Origin of the sequence: Nocardia wallacei (genome assembly GCF_029868745.1) — a bacterium.
GTDB lineage: Bacteria > Actinomycetota > Actinomycetes > Mycobacteriales > Mycobacteriaceae > Nocardia > Nocardia wallacei_B.
This window is the reverse complement of record NZ_JARWOP010000174.1, coordinates 1-24,268: the sequence shown is the minus strand read 5'-3', so window position 1 is coordinate 24,268 and position 24,268 is coordinate 1. Positions and strand designations below refer to the sequence as shown.

The 24,268-nt window shown below is 67.3% G+C and carries 24 protein-coding genes and 1 other RNA gene; 8 read left to right on the top strand and 17 right to left on the bottom strand.

Features of this window, described 5'->3' with window-relative positions; all coding sequences use genetic code 11:
* The first annotated feature begins 16 nt into the window (after positions 1-16).
* The gene (locus QH470_RS14435; RefSeq protein WP_280272860.1) at positions 17-595 is read left to right on the top strand and encodes a TetR/AcrR family transcriptional regulator; all 579 of its coding nucleotides are present in this window, start codon (positions 17-19) and stop codon (positions 593-595) included.
* A gap of 11 nt (positions 596-606) precedes the next feature.
* On the opposite strand, the gene QH470_RS14430 is transcribed toward QH470_RS14435, so the two are convergent.
* Together QH470_RS14430 and QH470_RS14425 are read right to left on the bottom strand one after the other, a co-directional pair.
* On the bottom strand, positions 607-2,205 hold the full coding sequence (locus QH470_RS14430) for an MDR family MFS transporter (protein WP_280272859.1): 1,599 nt from the start codon (positions 2,203-2,205) through the stop codon (positions 607-609).
* Between the two features lie 14 nt (positions 2,206-2,219).
* Positions 2,220-2,831, bottom strand: coding sequence for a TetR/AcrR family transcriptional regulator (locus tag QH470_RS14425; RefSeq protein ID WP_280272858.1), 612 nt, complete (start codon positions 2,829-2,831; stop codon positions 2,220-2,222).
* 243 nt (positions 2,832-3,074) lie between these two features.
* Between QH470_RS14425 and QH470_RS14420 the strand changes: the two genes are divergently transcribed.
* On the top strand, positions 3,075-4,268 hold the full coding sequence (locus QH470_RS14420; protein WP_280272857.1) for a DUF1444 domain-containing protein: 1,194 nt from the start codon (positions 3,075-3,077) through the stop codon (positions 4,266-4,268).
* Between the two features lie 101 nt (positions 4,269-4,369).
* Positions 4,370-5,065 carry a DUF899 domain-containing protein gene (locus QH470_RS14415; RefSeq protein WP_280272856.1) on the top strand — a complete coding sequence of 232 codons (696 nt, stop codon included), beginning with the start codon at positions 4,370-4,372 and terminating at the stop codon, positions 5,063-5,065.
* Here the strand turns inward: QH470_RS14415 and QH470_RS14410 are convergent.
* The 14 genes from QH470_RS14410 to QH470_RS14350 form a co-directional block, all read right to left on the bottom strand.
* A complete protein-coding gene (locus QH470_RS14410) occupies positions 5,053-5,886 on the bottom strand; it encodes a 2OG-Fe(II) oxygenase (RefSeq protein WP_280272855.1) in 834 nt (277 codons plus the stop codon). The two genes, QH470_RS14415 and QH470_RS14410, sit on opposite strands and share 13 nt — an antisense overlap.
* Before the next feature lie 11 nt (positions 5,887-5,897).
* Positions 5,898-6,863 (bottom strand): helix-turn-helix transcriptional regulator, encoded by a 966-nt coding sequence (locus QH470_RS14405; protein WP_280272854.1) that lies wholly within the window; start codon positions 6,861-6,863, stop codon positions 5,898-5,900.
* 243 nt (positions 6,864-7,106) lie between these two features.
* Positions 7,107-7,477, bottom strand: a transfer-messenger RNA (tmRNA) gene (gene ssrA, locus QH470_RS14400).
* Positions 7,478-7,588: 111 nt separating this feature from the next.
* A complete protein-coding gene (gene smpB / locus QH470_RS14395) occupies positions 7,589-8,062 on the bottom strand; it encodes an SsrA-binding protein SmpB (RefSeq protein ID WP_187687280.1) in 474 nt (157 codons plus the stop codon).
* Between the two features lie 84 nt (positions 8,063-8,146).
* Positions 8,147-8,794 carry a slipin family protein gene (locus QH470_RS14390; RefSeq protein ID WP_280272853.1) on the bottom strand — a complete coding sequence of 216 codons (648 nt, stop codon included), beginning with the start codon at positions 8,792-8,794 and terminating at the stop codon, positions 8,147-8,149.
* Between the two features lie 304 nt (positions 8,795-9,098).
* Positions 9,099-9,344 (bottom strand): WLR motif membrane protein, encoded by a 246-nt coding sequence (locus tag QH470_RS14385; protein WP_280272852.1) that lies wholly within the window; start codon positions 9,342-9,344, stop codon positions 9,099-9,101.
* A 91-nt stretch (positions 9,345-9,435) separates the two neighbouring features.
* Complete coding sequence (locus QH470_RS14380) at positions 9,436-9,690, bottom strand: WLR motif membrane protein (protein ID WP_280272851.1); 255 nt, start codon at positions 9,688-9,690, stop codon at positions 9,436-9,438.
* A 67-nt stretch (positions 9,691-9,757) separates the two neighbouring features.
* Positions 9,758-11,896 carry a DNA helicase RecQ gene (gene recQ, locus QH470_RS14375; RefSeq protein WP_425302666.1) on the bottom strand — a complete coding sequence of 713 codons (2,139 nt, stop codon included), beginning with the start codon at positions 11,894-11,896 and terminating at the stop codon, positions 9,758-9,760.
* A 76-nt stretch (positions 11,897-11,972) separates the two neighbouring features.
* A complete protein-coding gene (gene ftsX / locus QH470_RS14370; RefSeq protein ID WP_280272850.1) occupies positions 11,973-12,878 on the bottom strand; it encodes a permease-like cell division protein FtsX in 906 nt (301 codons plus the stop codon).
* Complete coding sequence (gene ftsE / locus QH470_RS14365; protein WP_280272849.1) at positions 12,878-13,567, bottom strand: cell division ATP-binding protein FtsE; 690 nt, start codon at positions 13,565-13,567, stop codon at positions 12,878-12,880. Before ftsE ends, ftsX begins: the two co-directional genes overlap by 1 nt.
* A gap of 153 nt (positions 13,568-13,720) precedes the next feature.
* Entirely contained in the window at positions 13,721-13,879 is a 159-nt protein-coding gene (locus QH470_RS38440; RefSeq protein ID WP_483243868.1) for an Rv3103c transmembrane domain-containing protein, read from the bottom strand.
* Positions 13,866-14,717, bottom strand: a complete 852-nt coding sequence (locus QH470_RS14360) for a mechanosensitive ion channel family protein (protein ID WP_280272848.1) — start codon at positions 14,715-14,717, stop codon at positions 13,866-13,868. Before QH470_RS14360 ends, QH470_RS38440 begins: the two co-directional genes overlap by 14 nt.
* Before the next feature lie 144 nt (positions 14,718-14,861).
* Entirely contained in the window at positions 14,862-15,980 is a 1,119-nt protein-coding gene (gene prfB / locus QH470_RS14355; RefSeq protein WP_280272847.1) for a peptide chain release factor 2, read from the bottom strand.
* Positions 15,981-16,095: 115 nt separating this feature from the next.
* Entirely contained in the window at positions 16,096-16,953 is an 858-nt protein-coding gene (locus tag QH470_RS14350) for a helix-turn-helix domain-containing protein (protein WP_280272846.1), read from the bottom strand.
* Positions 16,954-17,285: 332 nt separating this feature from the next.
* Here QH470_RS14350 and QH470_RS14345 point away from each other — a divergent pair, with 332 nt between their 5' ends.
* From QH470_RS14345 to hisN, 3 genes are all read left to right on the top strand, one after another.
* Complete coding sequence (locus QH470_RS14345; protein ID WP_280272845.1) at positions 17,286-17,873, top strand: NADPH-dependent FMN reductase; 588 nt, start codon at positions 17,286-17,288, stop codon at positions 17,871-17,873.
* A gap of 344 nt (positions 17,874-18,217) precedes the next feature.
* Positions 18,218-19,024: an SDR family oxidoreductase gene (locus QH470_RS14340; protein ID WP_280272844.1), complete on the top strand. Its 807-nt coding sequence runs from the start codon at positions 18,218-18,220 to the stop codon at positions 19,022-19,024.
* Between the two features lie 54 nt (positions 19,025-19,078).
* Entirely contained in the window at positions 19,079-19,864 is a 786-nt protein-coding gene (hisN, locus tag QH470_RS14335; RefSeq protein WP_280272843.1) for a histidinol-phosphatase, read from the top strand.
* A 27-nt stretch (positions 19,865-19,891) separates the two neighbouring features.
* On the opposite strand, the gene QH470_RS14330 is transcribed toward hisN, so the two are convergent.
* A complete protein-coding gene (locus QH470_RS14330; protein WP_280272842.1) occupies positions 19,892-20,482 on the bottom strand; it encodes a class I SAM-dependent methyltransferase in 591 nt (196 codons plus the stop codon).
* Positions 20,483-20,627: 145 nt separating this feature from the next.
* Between QH470_RS14330 and QH470_RS14325 the strand changes: the two genes are divergently transcribed.
* Positions 20,628-22,019 (top strand): acyl-CoA dehydrogenase family protein, encoded by a 1,392-nt coding sequence (locus QH470_RS14325; RefSeq protein ID WP_400179533.1) that lies wholly within the window; start codon positions 20,628-20,630, stop codon positions 22,017-22,019.
* 27 nt (positions 22,020-22,046) lie between these two features.
* On the top strand, positions 22,047-23,288 hold the full coding sequence (locus tag QH470_RS14320; RefSeq protein ID WP_280272840.1) for an acyl-CoA dehydrogenase family protein: 1,242 nt from the start codon (positions 22,047-22,049) through the stop codon (positions 23,286-23,288).
* The last annotated feature ends 980 nt before the right edge of the window (positions 23,289-24,268 follow it).

The window sequence follows — 24,268 nt, the reverse complement described above, 5'->3', positions numbered from 1 at the left end:
CCGGGAGGAAGGGCGAGTGTCAAGACCGGAAGTCCCCCGCAGGCCGCGCGCCGACGCGGCCCGTAACCGCGATCGCATTCTGGAGACGGCGCGAATGTTGTTCGCGGAGCGGGGTTCCCAGGTGCAGCTGCCGGAGGTCGCCCGTGCGGCCGGGGTCGGTATCGGTACCGTCTACCGCCACTTCCCCACGCTCGCCGAGCTGATCGATGCGGCCGCCGAGCAGCGTTTCGACGAGATCGAGTCCTTCGCCCGCACCGAGTGCCTCGAGCGCGCTCCCGCCGGGCAGGGGCTGGTCCGCTACCTCGACCACGTCGGCGAGGTGCTGTCCGGCGACCACGGCCTGTCCGCGGCCATCGAGTCGGCTCGCCGCGCACCCGGCAGCGCTCCGCGCGGAGCCACGCGCACGCGGCTCGAGGCGGTCATCGACGACATCGTCCGCCGGGACCGCGAGGCGGGCACATTACGCGACGACTGTTCGGCGGCCGACGTCTACCTTCTGGTCGGCGCGATCTCGGCGACCGTGCGCACCGGCAGCGGCGACTGGCGACGGCTGGTCGAACTCGCCCTCGACGGACTGCGGGCCCGACCCGTGTGATGCGGTGCGACTCAGTGCTCAGTGGTGAGCGCCTTGTTCTGCTCGTCCTCCTCCAGCACCGCTTCGCCGCGCGCGACCATCCCGGCCTCGTCGGACAGTGTGAGGTGCGGTATGAACAGCGCGAGCAGGAAGGCCAGGGCCGCACCGGGAATCAGATACCAGAACCCCGGCACCAGCGCATCGACGTAGGCGCCGACGATCGCATCATGCAAGCCCTCCGGCAGGTTCTTGACCGCCGAGGGCACCAGCGCTCCCGGCTGCAGGCCGGACTGCGCCGCCTCCTGGTAGTGCTCGCGGAACACGTCGGTGAGTCCCTCGGTGAGCCGGTGCGTGAAGATCGACCCGAAGACCGCGACGCCGATCGCACCGCCCATCTCCCGGAAGTAGTTGTTGGCGCTGGTCGCCGTACCGATCTGATTGGGCTGCACCGCATTCTGCACCACGAGCACGATGACCTGCATGATCAGGCCCAGCCCGGCGCCCATCACGAACAGCATCGCGCCGACCACCCACATCGAGGTGTCCGCGTTCAGCCGCGTCATCCACAGCATGCCGACGACCATGATCAGCGCACCCACCGGCGGATAGATCCGGTAGCGCCCGGTGCGGGTGATGGCGGCCATGGAGGTGGTCAGCGTCGCCATCATGCCGACCATCATCGGGATCAGCAGCAGGCCGGACACGGAAGCCGAAGCGCCGGTGGCCATCTGGAGGTAGGTCGGCAGGAACGCCAGCGCCGCGAACATCACCAGGCCGACCACCAGGCCGATCGCCGAGGTCAGCACGAAGCTGCGATTGCGGAACAACCACAGCGGCAGCATCGGCTCCTCCGCGCGCGCCTCCACCGCGATGAACGCCGCCACCACGATCACCAGCGCGGCGATCATCGACAGGATCGTCGGCGAGTCCCAGGCGTGCCGCTTGCCGCCCCAGTCGGTGATCAGGATCAGCAGCGCCGTCGCCGACGACATCAGCACGACACCGAGGTAGTCCGGCTTGGTCTTCGGGCGATGACTCGGAATGCTCAAGTAGCGGAAGGCGATTGCCATGGCGGCGAGACCGACCGGCACATTGATCCAGAAACACCACTGCCAACCGAGATGGTCGGCGAACAGCCCGCCGAGCAGCGGACCGGCGACCGAGGTGAGGCCGAAGACCGCTCCCATCGGCGCCATGTACTTGCCGCGATCCTTCGCGGGCACCACATCGGCGATGATGGCCTGCGCCAGGATCATCAGTCCGCCACCGCCGACGCCCTGCAAGCCGCGGAAGACGATGAATTCCCAGAATCCGGTGGACAGCGCCGCACCGACCGACGCCGCGGTGAACACCCCGATCGCGAACAGGAACAGCCAGCGACGCCCGAACAGGTCGCCGAACTTGCCGTAGATCGGCATCACGATCGTGGTGGCGAGCAGGTAGGACGTTGCCGTCCAAGCCATTTCGGAGACACCGCCGAGCTGGCCGACGATGGTCGGCATGGCGGTGCCCACGATGGTCTGGTCGAGGCTGGCCAGGAACATGCCCGCGATCAACGCGGAGAATATGAGCCAGACCCGCTTCTGGGTCAGGACGATAGGGGGCGGCGACGCGTCGGCCGTCGTGGTCATCGTTCGGTCTCCTTCTACTGTCGCCCGCTGTCGAACAAGCGGGCCGCGAGGTCACATTGATCGTGCAGAGCTTCGGCCAGCGAGCGATCCGGGTTGTCGGCCAGCGACATTGCCGCCCTGGTGCTCAGCGCCGACATGAGATGCGCTGTGAGCGCCGCGAATTCGGTCGAGACATCCGCCCCCCTCCGCGCCGAGAGCAGTTCCCCGACCGCTTCCTCGTACCGCGCGCCGGCGGCCACGAACGCCGCCAGCACCCGGGACTCCTGCTTGATGATCTCCGCCACCAGCGAAACACTTTCCCGCACTTCACTGTCGGGCTCGTAACCGGAGGCGTACAGCCACGTGAGATCGTCGATCAGCACTCCCGTAGGACCACCGGCGACGAACTGCTCGCGCGTATCCGGCGTGCCGATCTCCCCCACCGGACCGACCACCGCATCCAACTTGGTCTCGTAATAGTTGAAGAACGTCCGAGGCGAGACCCCCACCGCCTTCGCCACATCCTCGGCGGTGGTGGCATCCAACCCCCGCTCCAGCGTCAGCCGCCGCGCCGCCACGCACAAGGCCAGCCGCGTCTGCCGCTTCTTCTGCTCCCGCAGCCCCACCGCGGTCTTCCCCTCGGACACCCCAAAAATTTAGCACAAACTGAAAATTTTCAGAAACTGCAAGTTGGTGTGAGGTGGGCCACGGGGCCGGAGATGCGCTGTGCGCCGGTCGGCAACCCGTCCATCGCGAGAATGCCTTTATCCTTCTCCCGCACAAAGGATTTCACGGCGTTTACGGATCGAATTCCGGCACCGGCACGACCCTTTCCACGGGCGAAAAGTCTTGCGGTGCATCGCTTGCCGGACCCCCGCTAGGCTCGCCCCGTGAATTCTCTCGACGATGACGAGTTCGACAGGTTCGCGCAGGTCGTGCTGCGGCAGATCAGCGATCTCGGCGATCCGCACGCGCAGTACGACCCGGCGGAATTCGCCATCCAACTCAGCGACGACACCCAGCTGTATCTCGGCAATCTGTTCCAGGACAGCCGCGGGCTGTCGGATCAGGAACGCGACGAGGCGATCGTCCGCTTCGTGACCGTGCTGCGCGACAGCACCGGCGAACTCCCGGGCTGGCCCGACGCGCGGTCGCAACTACGGCCGATCCTGCGGCCCATCACCTTCGGGCTCGACGCACCCCCGGACATGCGCCCCGTATCGCGCCCGGCTTTCCCGTTCGTGCGAGAGATGGTCGCCTACGATCAGCCCGCGGCCCGCTCGATCATTCTCGAAGCGACCCTGCGGGAGTGGGGAATCACGCCCGACGAGCTGTTCGCGGCCGCGCACGAGAATCTCGCGAAGATCACTCCACCGGTGCAGGAGCCCGGAGTTTTCGTCCGTTATGTCGACGACGGCGACGCCTACGTCGCCTCCTGGCCGCTGCTGTCCGGCTGGCTGGCGACCCATCGCACGGCCGAACATCGCCCGGTCGCGTTCATGCCCGACTACGACACGCTCATCGTCGCGCCCGACGATCCGGAAATCCTCGGCCAGGTCTTCGAGATGGTCGAGGAGCATTACGGCGATGCGACACGGCCACTTTCACCGCAGGGCTACACCCTCGACGAGCACGATCGGATCGTCCCGTTCGATCACGGGGGACCGCACCCGCAGTTGCCCGCCGCGATCCGCGCCCGCTGCGGCCTGGCCGTCACCGAATACGGCTTGCAGACGCATTGGCTGAACGAGACCTACGAGCGCGACTTCGACTACGGCCCTTACGATCTCGACCCCGCCTACGTCGGAGCGCTGAGCTATGTCGACGGCGACGACGGCCCGTGCACGGTCGCGGTGTGGGGCGAGGGCGTGGAATGGCTGCTGCCCGAAGCGGATTACCTCAGCATCTACGGCGTCGACCGGCACGACGAGCCGGTGCACCTGTTCGAGGTCTCCTTCACGGATGCCGCCGACATCGCCGGCCTCACCCCGGTACCCGGCATGGCCCCGCCCCGCTACGAAGCCCGGAAATGGCCGACCGCCGATGTCATGTCCAAACTGCGGGCGGCGGCCGTCGGATTGTGAACGGCTCCTTGTCGTGTGGCGGCGCAAAGAGCCACCGATGAATTCGGTGGACTCACCGGGTCTACACCTACACCTTGCAGTATGTGCGAAGAGGAGGACCCATGAGCACGACCCGAGCACTGCCGCCGGTTGTCGACGCCGATGCCTGGCAGCGCGAACTCGACACCCTGCGCAAACGCGAAAAGGCCGCCACCCGCGAACTCGACGCGATCGCCGCCCAGCGCCGCCGCCTGCCGATGGTCGAAATGCCCGAATACACCCTGGAGGGTGAGACGGGCCCGGTCCGGTTGGCCGACGTCTTCGACGGCAGATCACAGTTGATCGTCTACAACCACATGTGGTTCCCCGGCGAGAAATGGCAGTGCGGCGGCTGCACGGGCTTCACCTCACAATTCACCCGGCTCGAGTTCCTGAACAACTACGACGCCCGTTTCGTCGTCGTCACCCAGGGCCCGATCGACGAGGCCCTCGCCTACAAGCGCCGGGTAGGCAACAAAATGCCGTGGTATTCCACCGCGAACAGCCCCTTCGGCACCGACGTCGGCGCCCCACCCGGCGCGGGCTTCGCCGTCAATGTGTTTCTCCGCGACCGCGACACCGTCTACCGCACCTGGCACACCGACGGCCGCGGCACCGAACAACTGAGCCACTCCTTCGCCCTCATAGACCTCCTCCCCTACGGCCGCCAGGAAGAATGGCAGGACTCCCCGGCCGGCTGGCCCCAATCCCCCGCCTACTCCCGCTGGAGCAGCTCACAGGAAATAGCCGCCGCCTACGGCGACTCTCAACCGGAGTAGCTGTAGCGACGCATCCATTTGGTCATGATCCATTTCTCGCCCGCGAGAACCGGCGCCCCGGCATGTTTCGTCGCCGGGTCGAGCTGCCCGAGATCGTTGAAGTATCGGAAATAGACCGCACGGCCCTTGCGGGGAGAAACCGAGACACCGGCGTCGGTGAAGACGGTCTCACCACCGCTCTCCACGTCGTTCAGATAGACGACGAGGGTCGCCGTGCGCTGGCCTCCGCGAGCGATATGGGAGACGTGGCCGGGCTGGTCGGGCGGGAAGTAGTCGAAATGGGCACGGTATTCGCCGCCTACTCCATATCGAAGGATCTGCAGACCCTCACCGTTTTCCATCGGCCAATTCATCAACGCCGAGATCCGCCGATCCAACCGCTCGATCAACGGGTTCTCGCACAGCTTGAAAAAGGTACCCTCGCTGGATCGATTCTTGATCACCTCCGCACGCCCGGTGTCGGAATCGATGATCGTGGACCGCCGCAGTTTGTCTTTCGACAGCTCCATCACCTCGTCACATTCCTCGGCGGAAAGCACATCATCGAACAGGATCAGCTGCGGACGCTCCAGCCGCACCACCGAATGAATAGCGCGATCGTGCGCATGAACAACCCGATCGGCCGACACCGGACACGTGTCGTACCGGTAACCCGAGGAACCCGGAATCTCTCCCGCCAGACAAGACCGCACCGCCGCGGACGCCACATCCTTGTCGAAACCACCGCTGACCATCGATTCGATCACCGACTCGACGGAACACCCCCGCGCGAGATTCAGCTGCAGCCAGTTCCGCCACGAAGCATCCATCGACACCGCCATATGGCCTGAGTCTATGCATCGACGCCCGTGCCGGATCTCCACCGGTGGGAATAATTTTCACGTACTTTTCCCGGCGTGATACCGAAGTGACCGAGAAACGCCTGATGAAAGGTGATGAGGTGCTTGAAGCCCGATGCCATGGCAACCTCGTGAACATTCCTGTAGAGCGGATCCCGCAACCTGTCCCATGCCTTTTCCAGCCTGATGGTGCGCAGCAGCTCGCCCGGTCCGATATCACCGAGGGATTTGTGCAGCTGCCGAAGAGAGCAATGACAGTCGGCGGCCAGCGAGTGCACAGAGTAATCAGAATCATCCGAGTATGCCCGAGCGTACCGCCGGGCTCTCATCGCAATCGGAAGCAAATCGTCCCGTGCGTCCGCTTCCTCCTCGGCAAGGGCGTAACGGAGCATCTGATACATCAAGTCCGTACCCTGCATGAACTGCAGAGACGTCATGCTCTCTCGCAGCGCGTTCAACTGCTGTATATGGGAAGCGAGCATGGCGGCCATGGGCCGCTGCCCGAGGTTCGGCGGCACCTTGCCCGCGAGGCGCCGCGGCAGTACTCCATCGGGAACAGTCGCCATAATGCCGACCATTCCGGTGTTGTATTCCATGGTCATTGCGAAGTCCATGCGAAAGGCCCCGACTTCGCCGGGCGCCAGGTCCACGGTTTCGCCATCCGCGCTCAGTCCGATATGACCATGCAGCGGTAGTACCAGCCTGAGGCTGGGATCTCCATCGGCCGCCGCGTTACGAGCGGTCCGGTCGTACCGCATGCGGGTGGAGGTGAACTCGCCGATCACTCGGGCGCCTTGGCGCTGGACCCGGCTCGACGCGGTGAACGCCTCTTGCCGGGGGAAGTGGAAGTTGAACTCCCCTTGGAGACCGGTGACGAACCCTCGCCACGCGCCCGGGCGTTCGTCCTGGTCGGTGTCCTCGGAAGAGAAGCCCGCGAGCTCAACATCAAGATCGTTCACGTCACCTCGCAACCGTGCACTTTTTCATACTCGATCGTGCAGATTTCCATAAAAACAGCTGGGCCGCACCACATAACGTCATTTCCGCCGCTACGCAGCGGTACCACGGCCGCGCGGAGGGAAGTGACACCGCCCTCGACGTCCATCACCACAGGAGGGGAGTGATGGACGTCCGCCGGCCGGCCCGAACTCATCGACGAAAAAGCGAGCAGTCGCAGGCCGACAACCTGCGACTGCTCGCCTTTGTGGAGCTGCCGGGAATCGAACCCGGGTCCTCCGCCGCTTCTTCAGGGCTTCTCCGTGTGCAGTTCGCTATGTCTCTGCTCGGATCTCTCGGTCACGCGAACAAGCCGAGATGACGATCCCAGTCGCTGTGCGATGTCCCGTCCGCCTCCGCGACCGAGGCGGACGGTAGAGCCCTCTAGCTGATGCCAGTGACCGGGTCGAGGGCGAACCCGGGCTGACAGACACGCTCTACTGCTTAGGCAGCGAGAGCGTAGTCGCGCTGATGAGAATCGGCGCTTATAGGGTTACAGCGACGCTTACGGTGGTCTCCTGCCTGCACCGACACGCTTCCCCTGAATCGACGTACGCAGTCGAAACCGTTCAGCCCCGTCTCGATCATCGATCCAGATTTCCCGGCTGGTGGCCGGGCTCTCTATCATAACATTGCCGCTCACTCGTACATTCCCGCCCCATCCGCACCACCGGACGGGGCGGTCGGGTCACCGCATGCCCTTGATGCGCCTGCCCAGCTCGCGAGTCACCTCCCGCTCGGCGGTGCGCCGGGCCAGGTCCTGGCGCTTGTCGTAGTCCTGTTTGCCCTTGGCCAGCGCCAGCTCCACCTTCACCTTGCCGTCGGAGAAGTACATCGACAGCGGCACCAAGGTCTGCGAACTCTCCTTGGTCTTGCCGGTGAGTTTGTCGATCTCGCGGCGGTGCAGCAGTAGCTTGCGAGTGCGGCGCGGGGCATGGTTGGTCCAGGTGCCGTGCCCGTACTCGGGGATGTGCAGACCGCGCAGCCACACTTCGCCGTCGTCGATGGTGGCATAGGCGTCGACCAGCGACGCCTTACCCTCACGCAGGCTCTTCACCTCGGTACCGACCAGCGCGACCCCGGCCTCGAACGTCTCCAGGATCGTGTAGTTGTGCCGCGCCTTGCGGTTCGTGGCGATCACCTTTCGCCCCTGCTCCTTCATAGCGTTAGACAGTAATGGCCGCGGGCAATCGAATATTCCGCGCGTTCGCTCACGGCGCACGCACGACATCGCCCGATCCGGTGTTCAGCTCCGCTCCCGCGGGTCGAGCACCACCTGGGTGCCGGGGGTCGACGCGACCTGAAGGGTCCGCAGCCGCAGCAGCGACGGGTTCTCCTCCAGCAGGCGCGCGGTGTTGGCGAGCGAGCGCAGCGCGGCCGCCTCGGCGCGAGCGCGCTCCAGGTCGGCCCGGCCGCGCTCCTTGGCGAGCACGATCTCCAGCGCCGCCTTGCGCAGTTCGCCCGGCAGCATCAGGTCGCGGGCCCGCACGCTCGAGACCCGGATGCCGAGGTCGGCGACCGCCGCGGCCACCTCGTCGGCGCCCGCCAGCAGACCGCGGTCGGCGATCAGCTCGTCGAGGGTGTGCGCGGCGACCTTGTCCCGCGCGGCCTCCTGGACCGCCGCGTACAGCACCGACTCCGAGTACTGCGCGCCCGTGGTGAACGCGAGCGGATCGGTGACCACCCAGTTCACCGCGAAGCTGACGCGCAGCGACAAACCGTCGCGGGTGAGGAGTTCCTGTCCCGACACCTGCAGCTGGCGCGGGCGCATGTCGACCGCGACCAGCGTGCACCGGCGCTGGTCGTAGCGGTGCCGGCCCGGCTCGAGCACCTTCTCGAGCTTGCCGTCGCGGTACAGCAGCGTGCGCTGCCACTCCATCACGGTCGTGAACATCACGAAACTCCTTCCCCCGCATGAACATTCACGCGGATACGACCTGCCCGGACACGGCACGCGGCGGGGGCGCGCTCCGTCGTGACGGAGTGCCCGCAGGGCCGCGGCACCGCATGCGACCGGACAGGACGCACCGCTGGTAGAGGAATCGAACCCCAACAGACTTGATGTCTGCGCCAACCTGAATGGCGTGGCCGCACCGACACGGGGGACGCGGATCGGAGATTCCGGTGCGCCCCTTGTTGCGGCCGAGATCAACGGTAGAGAACCGGACTCCGCGGCGCGAGCGAATTTCCGTCGCGCGCTACGTGTGGACCTGGAGGTAGAGAATGAACACCGCGATCCACAGCGCGATCAGGATGATCGTGGATACGCGCGGACGGCCCAGCGCCCGGCGGGCGTGCGGGCGCAGCCAACCGGTCTCGACGGTGCCTTCCGCGATTCGGCCGACCTGTGGCCGAGCGGCGTCGGGCGCATCGCCGGAACCGGAGCCCGAGCCGGAATCGGAGGACTGATCGGAGCGATCGCCACCACCCTGGTCGTGCGTCATGGCGGCACGTTATCCGGCCGGCCCGCGCAACGCGAGCGTTTCGGGCAGTCGGTATGTCGGTCGGTGTGTCTCAGGCACCGGCGGCACCTCCCTATCCTCCCGGCCGGACCTGCAAATAGAGGACCAGCACGGCGAACCACACCGACACCAGCACCATGGTCGAGACCCGTGGGCGGCCCAGCGCCTGGCGCCGGAATCGACGCCACCGCGGCGTGGCCGCCAAGGCGGTCCCGCTCACCTGCGGCTGCGACGGCGCGATCCGGACGGTGTTCTCCGAAGGTGCGAAGGCACTTCGACTGGGGGAAACACCATCCCCGTGGACCGCGTCGTCGTCACCGAGTGCCATACCGGAACGGTACCCAGATCCGGGGCCGGGATAAACGCGGACCCGGGTCGAGGCGTTGCCTCGGCGCTCAGAATCTTTCGTCGGGCGGGGGTTCGAAATCCCAGTCCGACGGCGGCTCGGGATCCCACTCGGGCGGCGGTTCGTGCTCCTGCGCGGGCTGCGATTCGCGATCCCGCACGGGCTGCGGATTCTGCCGGTCGGCCGACGCTCCCGCCGGCGACGTTCGTTGCGACGAAGCGCCGCGGGCACGGGACCGTGTGCTCGTCGGTGAACCAGCGGCCGGTACCGCGCGATCGGCAGGAGACTCCGCCGCCTTCGCGGTACCTGGTGACGCCGAATCGCCCGCCACCACCTCGAGCACGCCCTCGCCGTACTTGGCCCGCTTGTTCTCGCCGATGCCGCTGATCGCGCCGAGTCCGGCGAGGTCGGCCGGTTTGCGCGCGGCGATCTCACGCAGCGTCGCATCGTGGAAGACGACGTAGGCCGGGACGCCCTGCTCCTTGGCGACCGCCGCGCGCCAGGCCCGCAGCCGCTCGAACAGGTCGGCGTCGCCCGGCGGCAGGTCGGCGGCGGCCATGCGGGATGTCTTGGCGCGCGGGGCTTTCGCGGCCTTCACCCGCTCCGGCTCGCGGCGCAACAGCACCTTGTGCCCGGAGAACAACACCTCGTTGCTGGGCTCGGTGAGAGTGAGCACACCGTACTCGCCGTGCACGGCCAACAGCGCCTGCGCGAGCAGCTGCCGGATCACCCCGCGCCATTCGGTGTCGCGCAGCTCGGAACCGACGCCGAAGGTCTTGAGTTCGTTGTGGTTGTGCTGCAATACCTTCGGGTTGGACTTGCCGACCAGGATGTCGGCGATGTGGCCCGCGCCGAAACTCTGCCCCCGCTCCCGCTTGAGCCGCAGCACCGTGGAGAGCACCTTCTGCGCGGCGACGGTGCCGTCCCAGGACTCCGGTGGATTCAGGCAGGTGTCGCAGTTGCCGCACGGCTCGCCGCGCTGGCCGAAGTACGCCAGCAGCTGGGTGCGGCGGCACTGCACCGTCTCGCACAGCGCGAGCATGGCGTCCAGGTGCAGTTGCAGCTGACGGCGATGCGCGGCGTCGCCCTCGGAGTTGTCGATCAGCTTGCGCTGCTGCACCACGTCGTTGAGGCCGTAGACCATCCACGCGGTAGAGGGCAGTCCGTCGCGCCCCGCGCGGCCCGTCTCCTGGTAGTAACCCTCGACCGACTTGGGTAGATCGAGGTGGGCGACGAAACGCACGTCGGGCTTGTCGATGCCCATGCCGAAGGCGATGGTGGCGACCATGACCAGACCGTCCTCGCGCAGGAACCGCGCCTGGTTCGCGGCGCGGATGCGCGCGTCCAGCCCGGCGTGATACGGCAGCGCCTCGACACCGTTGCGGCTGAGGAACTCCGCGGTCTTCTCCACCGAATTGCGCGACAGGCAGTAGACGATGCCCGCCTCGCCCGGATACTCGCTGCTGATGAAGCTCAGCAGCTGCTGATCGGGCCGGTTCTTCGGCTCGATGCGGTACTGGATGTTGGGCCGGTCGAATCCGGCGACGAAATGCTTCGCGGCGGTGAGATCGAGACGCTCGGCGATCTCCTTGCGGGTGGCCTCGGTGGCGGTCGCGGTCAGTGCGATGCGAGGCACATCGGGCCAGCGCTCGTGCAGGACCGACAGCGACAGATAATCGGGCCGGAAATCGTGGCCCCACTGCGAGACGCAGTGCGCCTCGTCGATGGCGAACACCGACACCTTCGCCCGGTCCAGCAGTTGCAGGGTCGAGTCGATGCGCAGCCGCTCGGGCGCGAGGTACAGCACATCCAGTTCACCGGCGACGAATTGCGCCTCCATCGCGCGCCGCTGGTCGGGGAATTGGGTCGAGTTGAGGAACCCGGCCCGGACCCCGAGCGCGGTGAGCGCGTCGACCTGGTCCTGCATCAGCGCGATCAGCGGCGAGATCACCACGCCGACACCGGGCCGCACCAGCGCCGGGATCTGATAGCACAGCGATTTGCCGCCACCGGTGGGCATCAGGACGAGCGCGTCACCGCCGGAGACCACCTGTCCGACGATCTCGGCCTGTAGCCCCCGGAAGCTCTCGTACCCGAACACGCGGCGCAGAACCTCGTGCGCCGCATCGGAATTCGTGCCCGCACCGGGCTGGTCGACCACCGTCTCGAGCGTCTCCGGGGAACTCACCCACGCCATCCTACGGATCTCCGCCGACAGCGCGACCCCCATTCGAACTCCCGCACCCCCTACGTGTGGTGCGCCGCTACTCCCGCACGTAGTACCGCAGGGTGCCGTACGCCGTGAGCGCCGCGAACACGATGCCCACCGGAACGATCGTCATGGTCACGATGGCGATGTCGTCACCGGTGATGCGCGGAAACACCTTGGAGGCGAACAGATCTCCGAGAGCGCGGTCGATGACCAGCGGGCGGGAGATGAGCAGGCCGACCACCGCCAGCACCGAACCGGCCAGCGCGGCCGCCACCGCCTCCATCAGGAACGGCAACTGTGTGTACCAGCGGGTGGCGCCGACCAGCCGCATGATGCCGACCTCGGTGCGGCGGGTGAATGCCGCGATCTGCACCATGTTCGCGATCAGCAGCAGCGCCGCCAGCGCCTGCAGCACCGCCAGGCCGAACGCCGCGTTGCGCAGCCCGTCGAACAGGCTGACCAGCCGGTCCACGATGTCCTTGTCGTTGCGGACGAAACCGACGCCCTCGCGGCCCTGGAAGTCCTGGAAGATGCGGGGGTACTCGCCCGCGTCCGCCATCTTCACCCGCAGCGAGGCCGGCAGCGGCGACTCGCTGACGTAGGCCGCCAGCTCCGGCTGGTCCTTGAAGGTCTTCTCCTTGGCCTCGCGAATGGCGTCGTCGCGGCTGAGGAACTGCACCGACACCACGCCCGAGGTCTGCTTCAGATCCGCCATCAGCGTCTTGCACGGGTCCTGCGAGCAGTCCCGGTCGCCGGCGGAGACCTGGTCGGTCAGGTACAGCCGCACCTCGAGCCGGTCCAGGAAGTACTGCTCGGTCTTGTCGGCCATCCGCACCGCGAGCAGGCCGCCGCCGAGCATGGTCAGCGACACCGCGGTGGTGAGGATCATCGCGATGGTCATGGTGACGTTGCGGCGCAGGCCGTTGAAGACCTCGCCGAACAGGAAGCTCGCGCGCATTAGCGGCCCACCCCGTACACACCGGTCGCCTCGTCGCGCACCAGTCTCCCTCGGTCCAGCTCCACCACGCGCCGGCGCATCGCGTCGACGATGTGGTTGTCGTGGGTCGCCATCAGCACCGTGGTGCCGACGCGGTTGATCCGTTCCAGCAACATCATGATGTCCTGACTGGTGTCCGGGTCGAGGTTGCCGGTGGGCTCGTCGGCCAGCAGCACCAGCGGCCGGTTCACGAACGCCCGCGCGATCGCGACCCGCTGCTGCTCACCGCCGGACAGCTCGCTGGGCAGCCGGTCGGCCTTGCCCGACAAGCCCACCAGATCCAGCGCCTCCGGCACCGCGCGCTGGATGAACTTGCGATTCTTGCCGATCACCTCGAGCGCGAAGGCCACGTTCTGCTCCACCGTCTTCTGCTGCAGCAGCCGGAAGTCCTGGAACACGCACCCGATGCGCTGGCGCAACTTGGGCACCCGGCGCCCGGGCAACCGGTCCACCCGGAAGTCGGCCACGTGCACCTCGCCGGACGTCGGTTTCTCGTCCTTGAGCAACAGCTGCATGAACGTCGACTTGCCCGAACCGGATGGTCCGATGATGAAGACGAACTCGCCCTTGTCGATCTCGACGGAGACATTGTCCAACGCCGGCCTCGTGGAGGTCGGGAAGGACTTGGTGACGTTCCGCAGGGTTATCACGAGCAGCCAGTGTAGCCAGCGAAGAACGGGCATTCGCCCGGGGCATTTTGCGACTCGCCCGGCGGCGCCACGCCGCATGACCACCCCGAGGGCCGAAATACGCCGTCAGCAGGCACGGCCGATACCGGCCTAGCGATCGCTGTCACATTCGCGTCACTTGTCCGCTGGTGTCGAAATGACCGATTTCGGAATCGTATTCGCGATCGGCGTGAAGCCGGAATGCTCCGGGGTAGCCGGCTTGACGAAAACGTACAGAACGAACGTGGCGACCCAGACGGTGATGAGGATCGCCGTGGACCTACGCGGTTTCACTCATACCCTCCCGGCGCAGCGCCGCGGCCACCCGCACCCGCAGTTCGCGCCCGACTTCGAATTGCTTGCCCGGCAAGGTCCTGGCAACCATTCGGATGTTCATCTGATCGACCGTGAGATCCTCGAGGCCCATCACCGTCGGCTCGTCCAGCAGTAGCGTCTTGAGCCGCCGATCCTGGAACGCCTTGGCGCCCACCTCGTGCAGGATCTCGTTGACCCTGGTGATGTCGGCGGTGGCCGGCACCGGCACATCGATCGCCGCGCGCGCCCAATCCTTCGACAGGTTGGTCACTTTCACGATCTGGCCGTTGGGCACCGTGATCACCTCGCCGTCGACATTGCGCAAGGTGGTGATGCGCAACGTGACGTCCTCGACCGTACCGTCGGCGGGCATCGTCTGCCCGGTGACCGCGATGCTCACCACATCGCCGAACCCGTACTGCCGCTCGGTGATCAGAAAGAAGCCGGCCAGCAGGTCCTGCACGATGCGCTGGGCGCCGAAACCCAGTGCGGCGCCGAGCACCGCCGCGGGCGCCACCAGCCCGCTGAGTTCGAATCCCAAGCGCCGCAACACTTGCAGAGCCACGAGGAAATAGCCGATGGACAGCACCACCCAGGTGACGACCTGCGCCAGCGCGTGCCGGTGCTTGGCCGCCTCCGAGCGGACCAGCGAGTCGCTGCTCTGGAATCCCGCGTCGATGCGCCGGGTGATCCGGTCCCGGACGAACGTCGCGAACCGGCTGAACAGCATCGCGCCGATGATGAGCAGCACGATCTCCAGCCCGCTGCTGCGCAGCCAGCTCGTGATGTCCGAGCCGGCGGCGAGATCCGTGCTCATCGGACCGTCCTTCCCGGCGTGAACCGGAAACCACCACGAATCACGCTGCCACCGAAATACACGTCAGACAGGCTACTACGGCGCTCGCGCTGCCCGAAACGTCGTGATTGCGCCGTAATAGCGAGGTACACCGCAATTCCGGGATTACTGTTCACCAACCTGACGCATCCGCCAGCGGATTCCTTCCTCGATGAATCCGTCGATATCGCCGTCGAGCACCGAGCTGGGATTGTTCACCTCGTAGTTGGTGCGCAGATCCTTCACCATCTGGTAGGGGTGCAGAACGTAGGAGCGCATCTGGTTGCCCCACGACGCGCCCTCGGTGGTCTTGAGCGCGTCCATCTCCGCGCGCTCCTCCAGCCGCTTGCGCTCCAGCAGTTTGGCCTGCAGGACGCGCATCGCCGAGATCTTGTTCTGCAGTTGCGATTTCTCGTTCTGGCAGGTGACCACGATGCCGGTCGGGATGTGGGTGATGCGCACCGCGGAGTCGGTGGTGTTGACGCTCTGGCCGCCGGGACCCGAGGAGCGGTAGACGTCGACGCGGATATCGCCTTCCGGGATATCGATGTGGTCGGTGGTCTCGACCACGGGCAGCACCTCGACCTCGGCGAACGAGGTCTGGCGACGGCCCTGGTTGTCGAACGGGCTGATGCGCACCAGACGGTGCGTGCCCATCTCGACCGAGAGCGTGCCGTAGGCGTAGGGCACCTTCACCGCGAAGGTGGAGCTCTTGATGCCGGCCTCTTCGGCGTAGGAGGTGTCGTAGATCTCGACCGGATACTTGTGCCGCTCCGCCCAGCGCACGTACATGCGCATCAGCATCTGGGCCCAGTCGGCCGCATCGACGCCGCCGGCGCCGGAGCGGATGTTGACCAGCGCCTCGCGCTTGTCGTATTCGCCCGACAGCAGCGTGCGGACCTCCATCGCCTCCACGTCGGTGTGCAGGGCGGCGCGTTCGGCGTCGGCGTCGGCCAGGGCGGCGGTGCGGGCCTCGCCCTCCTCGCCCTCGGCGAGTTCGTAGAGCACCGGCAGGTCTTCCAGGCGCTGGCGCAGTTCGGTGACGCGCCGCAGTTCGCCCTGGGAGTGCGACAGTTCGCTGGTGACCCGCTGTGCGTGCTCCTGGTCGTTCCACAGGTCCGGGTCGGCGGCCTGCTGTTCGAGTTCGTCGATCCGGCGACGCAGCTCGTCGACGTCGAGCACCGACTCGACGGTCTTCAGCGTGGCGTCGAGTTCGGCGAGATCAGCGGAAACGTCAGGATGCACGGTCGTTCAATCTACCGGTCGCGCTCTGCGGCGCGAAATACGCCGAGGTCAGCGGCGAGGTGGCGAGAGGTGCGGCAAGCCACGCGCCGAGCGGTACGGCGCGGCGGCGGGACGCTCAGCCCGAGACCGCACGCAGGCCGCCGGGGCGACGGCCGATCAGCATGTCGAGGGCGTCGGCGGTGGCGGCGTCGGCGGGGAGGCTGATCAGGATGTGCTGGTCGTCGTCGGCGGACAGGTCGAGACGTTCGTAGGCGAAGCGCAGCGATCCCGCTTCCGGGTGATTCAGCCGCGCGATGCCGTTGGCGCCGGCGAAACCCGGAATCCGCTCCATGCGGCCGGTGAATTCCGCGCCCACGGTGACGGTCAGCTCCTCGATCAAGGCGGTGGCCTGCGAATCCGATTGGTAGGGGCCCTCTTTGAGGTTCGCGACCGCCTTGTCGGCCCAGTGCTCCCAATCCGGATAGGCCGTGCGAGCCCGCTCGTCGGTGAACAGATAGCGCGGGATACTGGCCGGGAGCCCGCCGTCGAGCAGCCCGATCGGACCCATGACCTGGTGGTACCCGTCCGTGCAGGCCAGCACCTCGCCGAGCCGGTTGAGCACGGCGGCGGGAGCGGGCTCGAGCTGGTCCAGCACGGCCTGCACACCCGGGCGCACCACCCGGTTCGGCGTAGCGCCACCCAGGCAGTGGAAACCCGGATCCGCGCCCTTGACCAGCCGATACATATGCACGCGCTGACTGGGTGTCATACGCAGCGCATCGGCGAGCGCCGAGAGCACCGCCGAGGACGGGCGGCGATCGCGGCCCTGTTCCAGGCGGATCAGATATTCGACGCTGACCCCGGCCAGCGTGGCCAGTTCGGCACGGCGCAGTCCGGGGGTGCGCCGCCGCGCACCGGCCGGGAGGCCGGCCTCGGCGGGCGTGACGGCCTCGCGCCGGGTGCGCAGGAACAAGCCGAGTTCGTTGTCACTCACAGCCCATCACTCCCGCCTGTCGTTCGTGAGGTCCGGGTTGCGGAAGGTTCGCATGCCTCGGCCGGATGCGGTCGCCGCGCCGGCCGAGCGTGATTCGCGCGCCGGGGCGTCTCCGCCCACTGTCGCGTTCCCTGTTCGCCCGCATACCGCACCTCGCTCCTCCCGGGTCAGCGGCGCGCTCACCGCTCTCCCCCGCCTTCTCGACGCTAACAGCGGAGGCGGCGCGCAGGGTATCCCTCTCACTACCACCCTCACAGCGGGCTCCCTGATCGTCGCGCCGGACAGCAGAGTCGTGGCAAGCGATACGACAAACGCCTGTGAAGGAGACTCGAATGTCCAGCAACACCCCCCGCCTCGCCGTGATCATCGCCAGCGTTCGCGACGGGCGGTTCGGACCCGTGGTCGCGAACTGGTTCGCCGAGCAGGCCCGCGAGCACGGCGGATTCGAGGTCGACGTGGTGGATCTCGCCGAGGCGGAATTGCCGCTCGCGCTGCCCGCGACCTCGCCGAGGATGGAACCGAATCCGGTCCGCCCGGCCGGGATGGCCGCGCTCACCGACAGTCTCGAGCGGGCCGACGCCGTCGTGATCGTGACTCCGGACATCAACCGCAGCTACCCGGCGTCGCTGAAGACCGCCATCGACTGGCACTTCACCCAGTGGGACCGCAAGGCGATCGGTTTCGTCGGCTACAGCGGCCTCACCGGCGGCCTGCTCGCCATCGAGCACCTGCGCTCGGTGTTCAACGAACTCAATGCCCACACCGTCCGCGACTACGTGTCCTTCCCCCGCTACTACCTTCTGTTCGACGCCCAGGGCAATCTGACCGAGCCCGAGGGCCCGGCCGAGGCCGCCACCGCCATGCTCGACCAATTGCGCTGGTGGGCAAGCGCATTGGCCGCCGCCCGCGTCGCCGCCTGATGGGTCCGGCACCGGCTCCCGCGGCGTCCGCCGAACGCAAGAGCGGTACCTCTGCACCACCGTCCGAGGGCATTCGGTATCAGGGGGCGTCACTCGATGACGCAACCGTGACACCCGGCCCGAGCAGGTGATGCCGCACGGCTGCCGATTGCACCGGGCCGCCGTACCGCGCCGCGAAGCTCTGAGCACGCAACGCGATGAGCTACCGCCGCGGCACCGTCGGCGCAAGCGTGGCACCCGCTGACCGGACGCGCGCAAGCGTGGCACCCACTGACCGGACACGGTGTCGCATGGTTCGGTACGGCGTGATCTGATGGCGGTTCGGCCGTCGATGAGGAGGGTGGATGAGCACGTTCGCGGTGACCGGGAGCGCGTCGGGAATCGGGGCGGCGGTGAGTGCGCATCTCGGCGAGGCCGGGCATCGGGTGATCGGCGTGGATCTGCGCGATGCCGAGGTGACGGCCGACCTCGGGACCGGCGCCGGGCGCGCGCACGCTGTCACGGAGATCACGCGGCTCAGCGATGGGCGACTCGACGGCTTCCTGCCCTTCGCCGGAGTGGCCGCGGCGACCGGCCGACCGGGCGGGCTCGTGGTGTCGGTCAACTACTTCGGCGCCATCGAACTCCTGGAGGGCGTGCGTCCGTTGCTGCGCGCGGCCGGGAACGCGTCGGTGGTGCTGGTGTCGTCCAATTCCACTACGACACAACCGGGTTGGCCGGTCGAACTCGCCGACGCCTGCCTGGCCGGAGACGAGCAGCGGGCCCGCGGTCTCGCCGAATCCTTCGGCGAGTGGGGCGCCATCCAGGCGTATCCGGCCACCAAGGCGGCGCTGGCCTGGTATGCCCGCACCCGGTCGGCCGAATACATCAAGGACGGCATCCGGCTCAACGCCATCGCACCGGGGATCATCGATACCCCGATGACCCAGGAGGGCGCCGACGACGCTCTCATCGGCGAGGGCATGAAGGGCTTCCTCGCGGCGACACCGATCGGCCGCGCCGGGCGACCGGAGGAGATCGCGGCGCTGGTGGGATTCCTGACCTCGGACAAGGCCGGGTTCTTCGTGGGCTCGGTGTTGTTCTGCGACGGCGGCATCGACGCCGCCTTCCGCGGCAAGGACTGGCCCGCGGTCTGGCAGATTCCGCGGTAACGGCCGTCGGGCCGCAGGCTCGAGCCCGGCCGGGCACCGGCTAACGTGTGCCGCGTGACCGACCATTCCGCGGACCTCGAGCTCGCCCTGCGCCTGGCCGACGCGGCCGACGCGATCACCCGCGCCCGCTTCGGTGCCTTGGATCTGAAGGTCGACAGCAAGCCGGACCTGACACCGGTATCGGACGCGGATCTGGCGGTGGAGCGCGCACTGCGCACCGAACTCGAACGCGAACGTCCCGGCGACGCCGTGCTGGGCGAGGAATTCGGCGGCGATGCCGAATTCACCGGACGGCAGTGGGTGCTCGATCCGATCGACGGCACCAAGAACTTCGTGCGCGGGGTTCCGGTGTGGGCGTCACTGATCGCGCTGCTCGTCGACGGCGTACCGGTGGTAGGTGTGGTGAGCGCGCCCGCACTGTCTCGAAGGTGGTGGGCCGCAACCGGTTCCGGAGCCTGGACCAGTTTCGAGTCCGGTCCGGCGAAGGCGATCGCGGTGTCGGCGGTCCGCGAACTGGGCGCCGCCAGCCTGGCCATCTCCAGCCTTTCCGGCTGGCGCGATCTCGGCCTGCGCGATCGGCTCATCGATCTCACCGACGCGGTGTGGCGGACCCGCGGTTACGGCGACTTCTTCAGTTACTGCCTGCTCGCCGAGGGCGCGGTCGACATCGCCACCGAACCCGAAGTGTCCCTGTGGGATCTGGCGCCCCTGGACGTTCTCGTCCGCGAGGCCGGGGGGCGCTTCACCGCCCTCGACGGCACCGACGGCCCGCACGGCGGCAGCGCGGTGGCCACCAACAGCGCCCTCCACGACGAAGTTCTCACCCGCCTCCGCCCCTGACCGAGTCGCACCGCCCCCTCCCCCGGATCAGCTCGGCAGGTCACCCACGAAGACCGCGAGATCCTTGTGCTCCCAGGCCGATTCGACGGAGAAGCCCGCGTCGCTCAGCCAGCGTGATTGGTCGGCGGCGGTGCTGGGAGTGTCGTAGGTACCGTCGACCGGCGTGACGGCGTCGGCGGGGTCTTCTGGAATCACCAAGTCGCCCAGGACGAATCGGCCGCCGGGCACGAGTTCGCGGGCCACGCGGCGGAACAGGTCGGCTTTGCCCGGACCGTCGAGGTGGTGCACCGCCAGCGCCGAGACGACCAGTTCGAACGGGCCGGCCGGCAGCGGATCCTGCAGACGGCCCACCCGGAGTTCGGCATGGACCGGCAGCACCGCGCGAGCGTGGGCCAGCATCGTCGCGCTCGCGTCCACGCCGACGAGGGTCGCTCCGGTGTGCACCTGAAGCACGCCGCGGGCCGTGACTCCGGTGCCGGTGCCCAGGTCCAGCACCCGCCCGACCCGGCCGACACCGATCGTCGCGTCACGCACCGCGGCCTGTAGCCGGGCGTAGTCGGGAACCTCCGCGGCCATCAGGTCGTCGTAGGTATCGGGATCGAAATGAAACTGGCCCATCAACAGACACTATCGGCACGGAGCTGTGGCGGAGATCGCTCTGTGTGTGCTGCCGCTCGACTCCTTTCTTACTCTGGAGTAAGATAGCCTTACTCGACAGTAAGATGCTGGGACCGATCACCCACCACCCACCCCGAGAAGACTGGTGATTATGAGCACTCGAGACACCGCAACGAAGCGACGTCCGGATTCCGCCGTGGGCCTGAATCCGCAGAAGCGCGACTGGATGGGCGCGGCCATGCGGGTCATGACGACCCTGACCGGGTCCGAGCTCGCCGAGAAGTACAAGCTGCGCGAGCCGATCAACCGGCTCACTTACGAAGGCACCAAGACCGGCTTCCGCACCCTGGGCCGGGCTACTCGCGCGTTCAACAAGGTGGCCGGCGGCGGTCAGCCGAAGCGGTTGCCCGCCAACGAGTCCCGCACCAAGGACTACTTCGACCTCACCCCGAGCGACGAGCAGAAGATGATCGTCGAGACGGTGCGCGAGTTCGCCGAGGAGATCCTGCGCCCGGCCGCCTACGAGGCCGACGGCGCCGCCAAGGCGCCGCAGGATCTGCTCGAGCGCGCCGCCGAACTCGGCATCACGCTGATCAATGTGCCCGAGGAGCTGGAGGGCGCGGCCGCCGAGCGCGGCGCGGTCACCAACTCGATGGTGGCCGAGGCGCTCGCGCACGGCGACATGGGGCTGGCGCTGCCGATCCTGGCGCCCTCGGGTGTCGCGGTCGCGCTGTCGCAGTGGGGCACCGACGCACAGCAGAAGACCTACCTGGGCGCCTTCACCGGTGAGAACGTGCCGCAGGCCTCGGTCGTGATCAGTGAGCCGCGGCCGCTGTTCGACCCGTTCGCGCTGCAGACCAAGGCCACCCGTTCGCCCAGCGGCTACCGGCTCAACGGCGTGAAGAGCCTGGTCCCGGCCGCCGGTGACGCCGAACTGTTCGTCGTCGCCGCCGAGCTGGACGGCCGCCCGGCGCTGTTCATCGTGGAATCCGACACCCCGGGCGTGGTGATCGAGGCCGACCCGAGCATGGGTCTGCGCGCCGCGGGCCTGGGCCGGCTGATCCTGGACAATGTGGCCGTCTCCACCGACGCGGTCCTGGGTGACGGCGACGCCGCCCAGCGCGCCGAGGAGTACGCCGACGCGGTGCGGCTGGCCCGCCTGGGCTGGGCGTCGCTCGCGGTCGGCACCGGCCAGGCCGTGCTGGACTACGTGATCCCGTACGTGAAGGAGCGCGAGGCGTTCGGCGAGCCGATCGCGCATCGCCAGGCGGTGGCGTTCATGGTCGCCAATATCGCGATCGAACTGGACGGCATGCGGCTCGTGACTCTGCGGGGTGCGTCACGCGCGGAGCAGGGCCTGTCGTTTGCTCGCGAGGCGGCGCTGGCCCGGAAGCTGGCCACCGACAAGGGCATGCAGATCGGCCTGGACGGCGTGCAGCTGCTCGGCGGCCACGGCTTCACCAAGGAGCACCCGGTCGAGCGCTGGTACCGCGATCTGCGCGCCATCGGCATCGCCGAGGGTGTTGTTCTCGTCTAGCCCGACTTCCGCAACGGAGAGACCATCATGATCAATCTCGAACTCCCCAAGAAGCTGCGGGCCAGCGCCAACCAGGCGCATCAGGTCGCGCAGGAGATCTTCCGCCCGATCTCGCGCAAGTACGACCTCGCCGAGCACGAGTACCCGGTCGAGCTGGACACCATGGCCGCCATGGTGGAGGGCCTCGCCGACTCCGGCACGCAGGACATCTCCGGAGCCACCGGCGGCCGCAAGGGCAAGGCCGAGGGCGCGGAGAAGTCCGACAACCACGCCACCGAGCTGCTCGGAAACTCCAACGGCGGCAACATGTCCGCGCTGATGAACGCCCTGGAGACGTCCTGGGGCGATGTCGGTCTGATGCTGTCGATCCCGTACCAGGGCCTCGGCAACGCCGCCATCGCCGCGGTCGCCACCGACGAGCAACTGGACCGGTTCGGCAAGGTGTGGGCCGCCATGGCGATCACCGAGCCGTCGTTCGGTTCCGACTCGGCAGCCGTCACCACCACGGCGGTGCTCGACGGTGACGAGTGGGTGCTCAACGGCACCAAGATCTTCGTGACCGCCGGCTCGCGCGCCACCCACATCGTGGTGTGGGCGTCGGTCGACAAGTCCAAGGGCCGCGCCGCCATCAAGTCGTTCGTGGTGCCGCGGGATGCCCCGGGCCTCACCGTCGCCCGGCTCGAGCACAAGCTGGGCATCAAGGCCTCCGACACCGCCGAGCTGCGGCTCGAGGACTGCCGGATCCCGAAGGACAACATCCTCGGCAGCCCGGAAGTCAACGTGGAGAAGGGTTTTGCCGGGGTCATGCAGACCTTCGACAACACCCGCCCGCTGGTGGCCGCGATGGCCGTCGGCGTCGGCCGCGCCGCCCTCGAGGAACTGCGCAAGATCCTCACCGAGGCCGGCGTCGAGATCGACTACGACCGCCCCGCCAACAGCCAGCCCGCCGCCGCCGCGGAATTCCTTCGCCTGGAAGCGGATTGGGAGGCCGCCTACCTCCTCTCCCTGCGTGCCGGCTGGATGGCCGACAACAAGAAGCCCAACTCCCTCGAGGCCTCCATGTCCAAGGCCAAGGCCGGCCGCATGGGCACCGACGTCACCCTCAAGGCAGTCGAACTAGCAGGCGACGTCGGCTACTCCCAACGCCTCCTACTGGAAAAGTGGGCCCGCGACGCCAAAATCCTCGACATCTTCGAGGGCACCCAGCAAATCCAGCAGCTGATCGTGGCGCGGCGGGTGCTGGAGTTGAGCAGTGCTGAGCTGAAGTAGGTTGTAGGACAACGAGAAACCGGTGCGGGTCAGCTTCATGGCTCGCACCGGTTTCTCGTCTCCGCTCGGACTATTTCGATCATGACTCGCTCTCAGGGCGCCGCCAGGCCGTCGTCCACTACAGCTCAGCCCTTCCAGGCAGCCTGCACCGCCAAGCGCGGACGTTCGTGACTGTGATCGAAGAGATGGGCGTAGACCTCGAGCGTGAAGCCTGGATCGGCATCGCCGAGATATCCGCCAGTTCCTTGATTGAGACCCCCGCGCGCCAGCATGGGTTGAGGCATACAGGTGTCATAGCGCGTGCACGCCTTCGATACGCCGGCGATGTTCCAACCCCTGCCGCGACGAACGCCGACTCCAGGCATTATGTACCGGCGCAACCGGTTTGGAGTCACAAGTACAAGTGATCGTGACTAGTAGGCCGAACGCGAAGCCAATCGATAGCTAGCGCTGAGCGCTACCGGCCGATAGGCCGGTAGCCAGCGGCTATGAACTGGCCGACGGCGAGTTGCTGGATCCGGTTTCACGCGTCGGTCAGCTCTGGGTCTATCTGCTGAAGCATGACGTTCAGCCAGTCGGTACCCCGGTGGTCCGGTGGCATCGCTGCGAGGCCCTGAGTGGCTTCCTCCACACCGTCTGCGACGCGGCCCATGCACGACAGCACCAGCCCTCTCTGCACCGCCAGGAACCCAGGGGTGTACCAATACCCGCCCGGTGGTAGTTCGTCGCTTTCCGGAGGATCTGACGCGATTGCCTTAGCGGCTGCTCTGTTCTCGCCCCTTCGCGCCAGTAGCTCACCGCGCCAATAGAGATCGAACGTCCGCAATGCGGGGTGTACGCTGAGGTTCACCCCGAATGGTGGACAGGGGGCTTGCAGATTCAGGCGGCAGTGGTTCGAAGTGAACGCTCGTAGTCGTCGGGGCTTTGGTTCCCGATCGCGGAGTGCCGCCGGATAGTGTTGTAGTAGTTCATCCACTTGT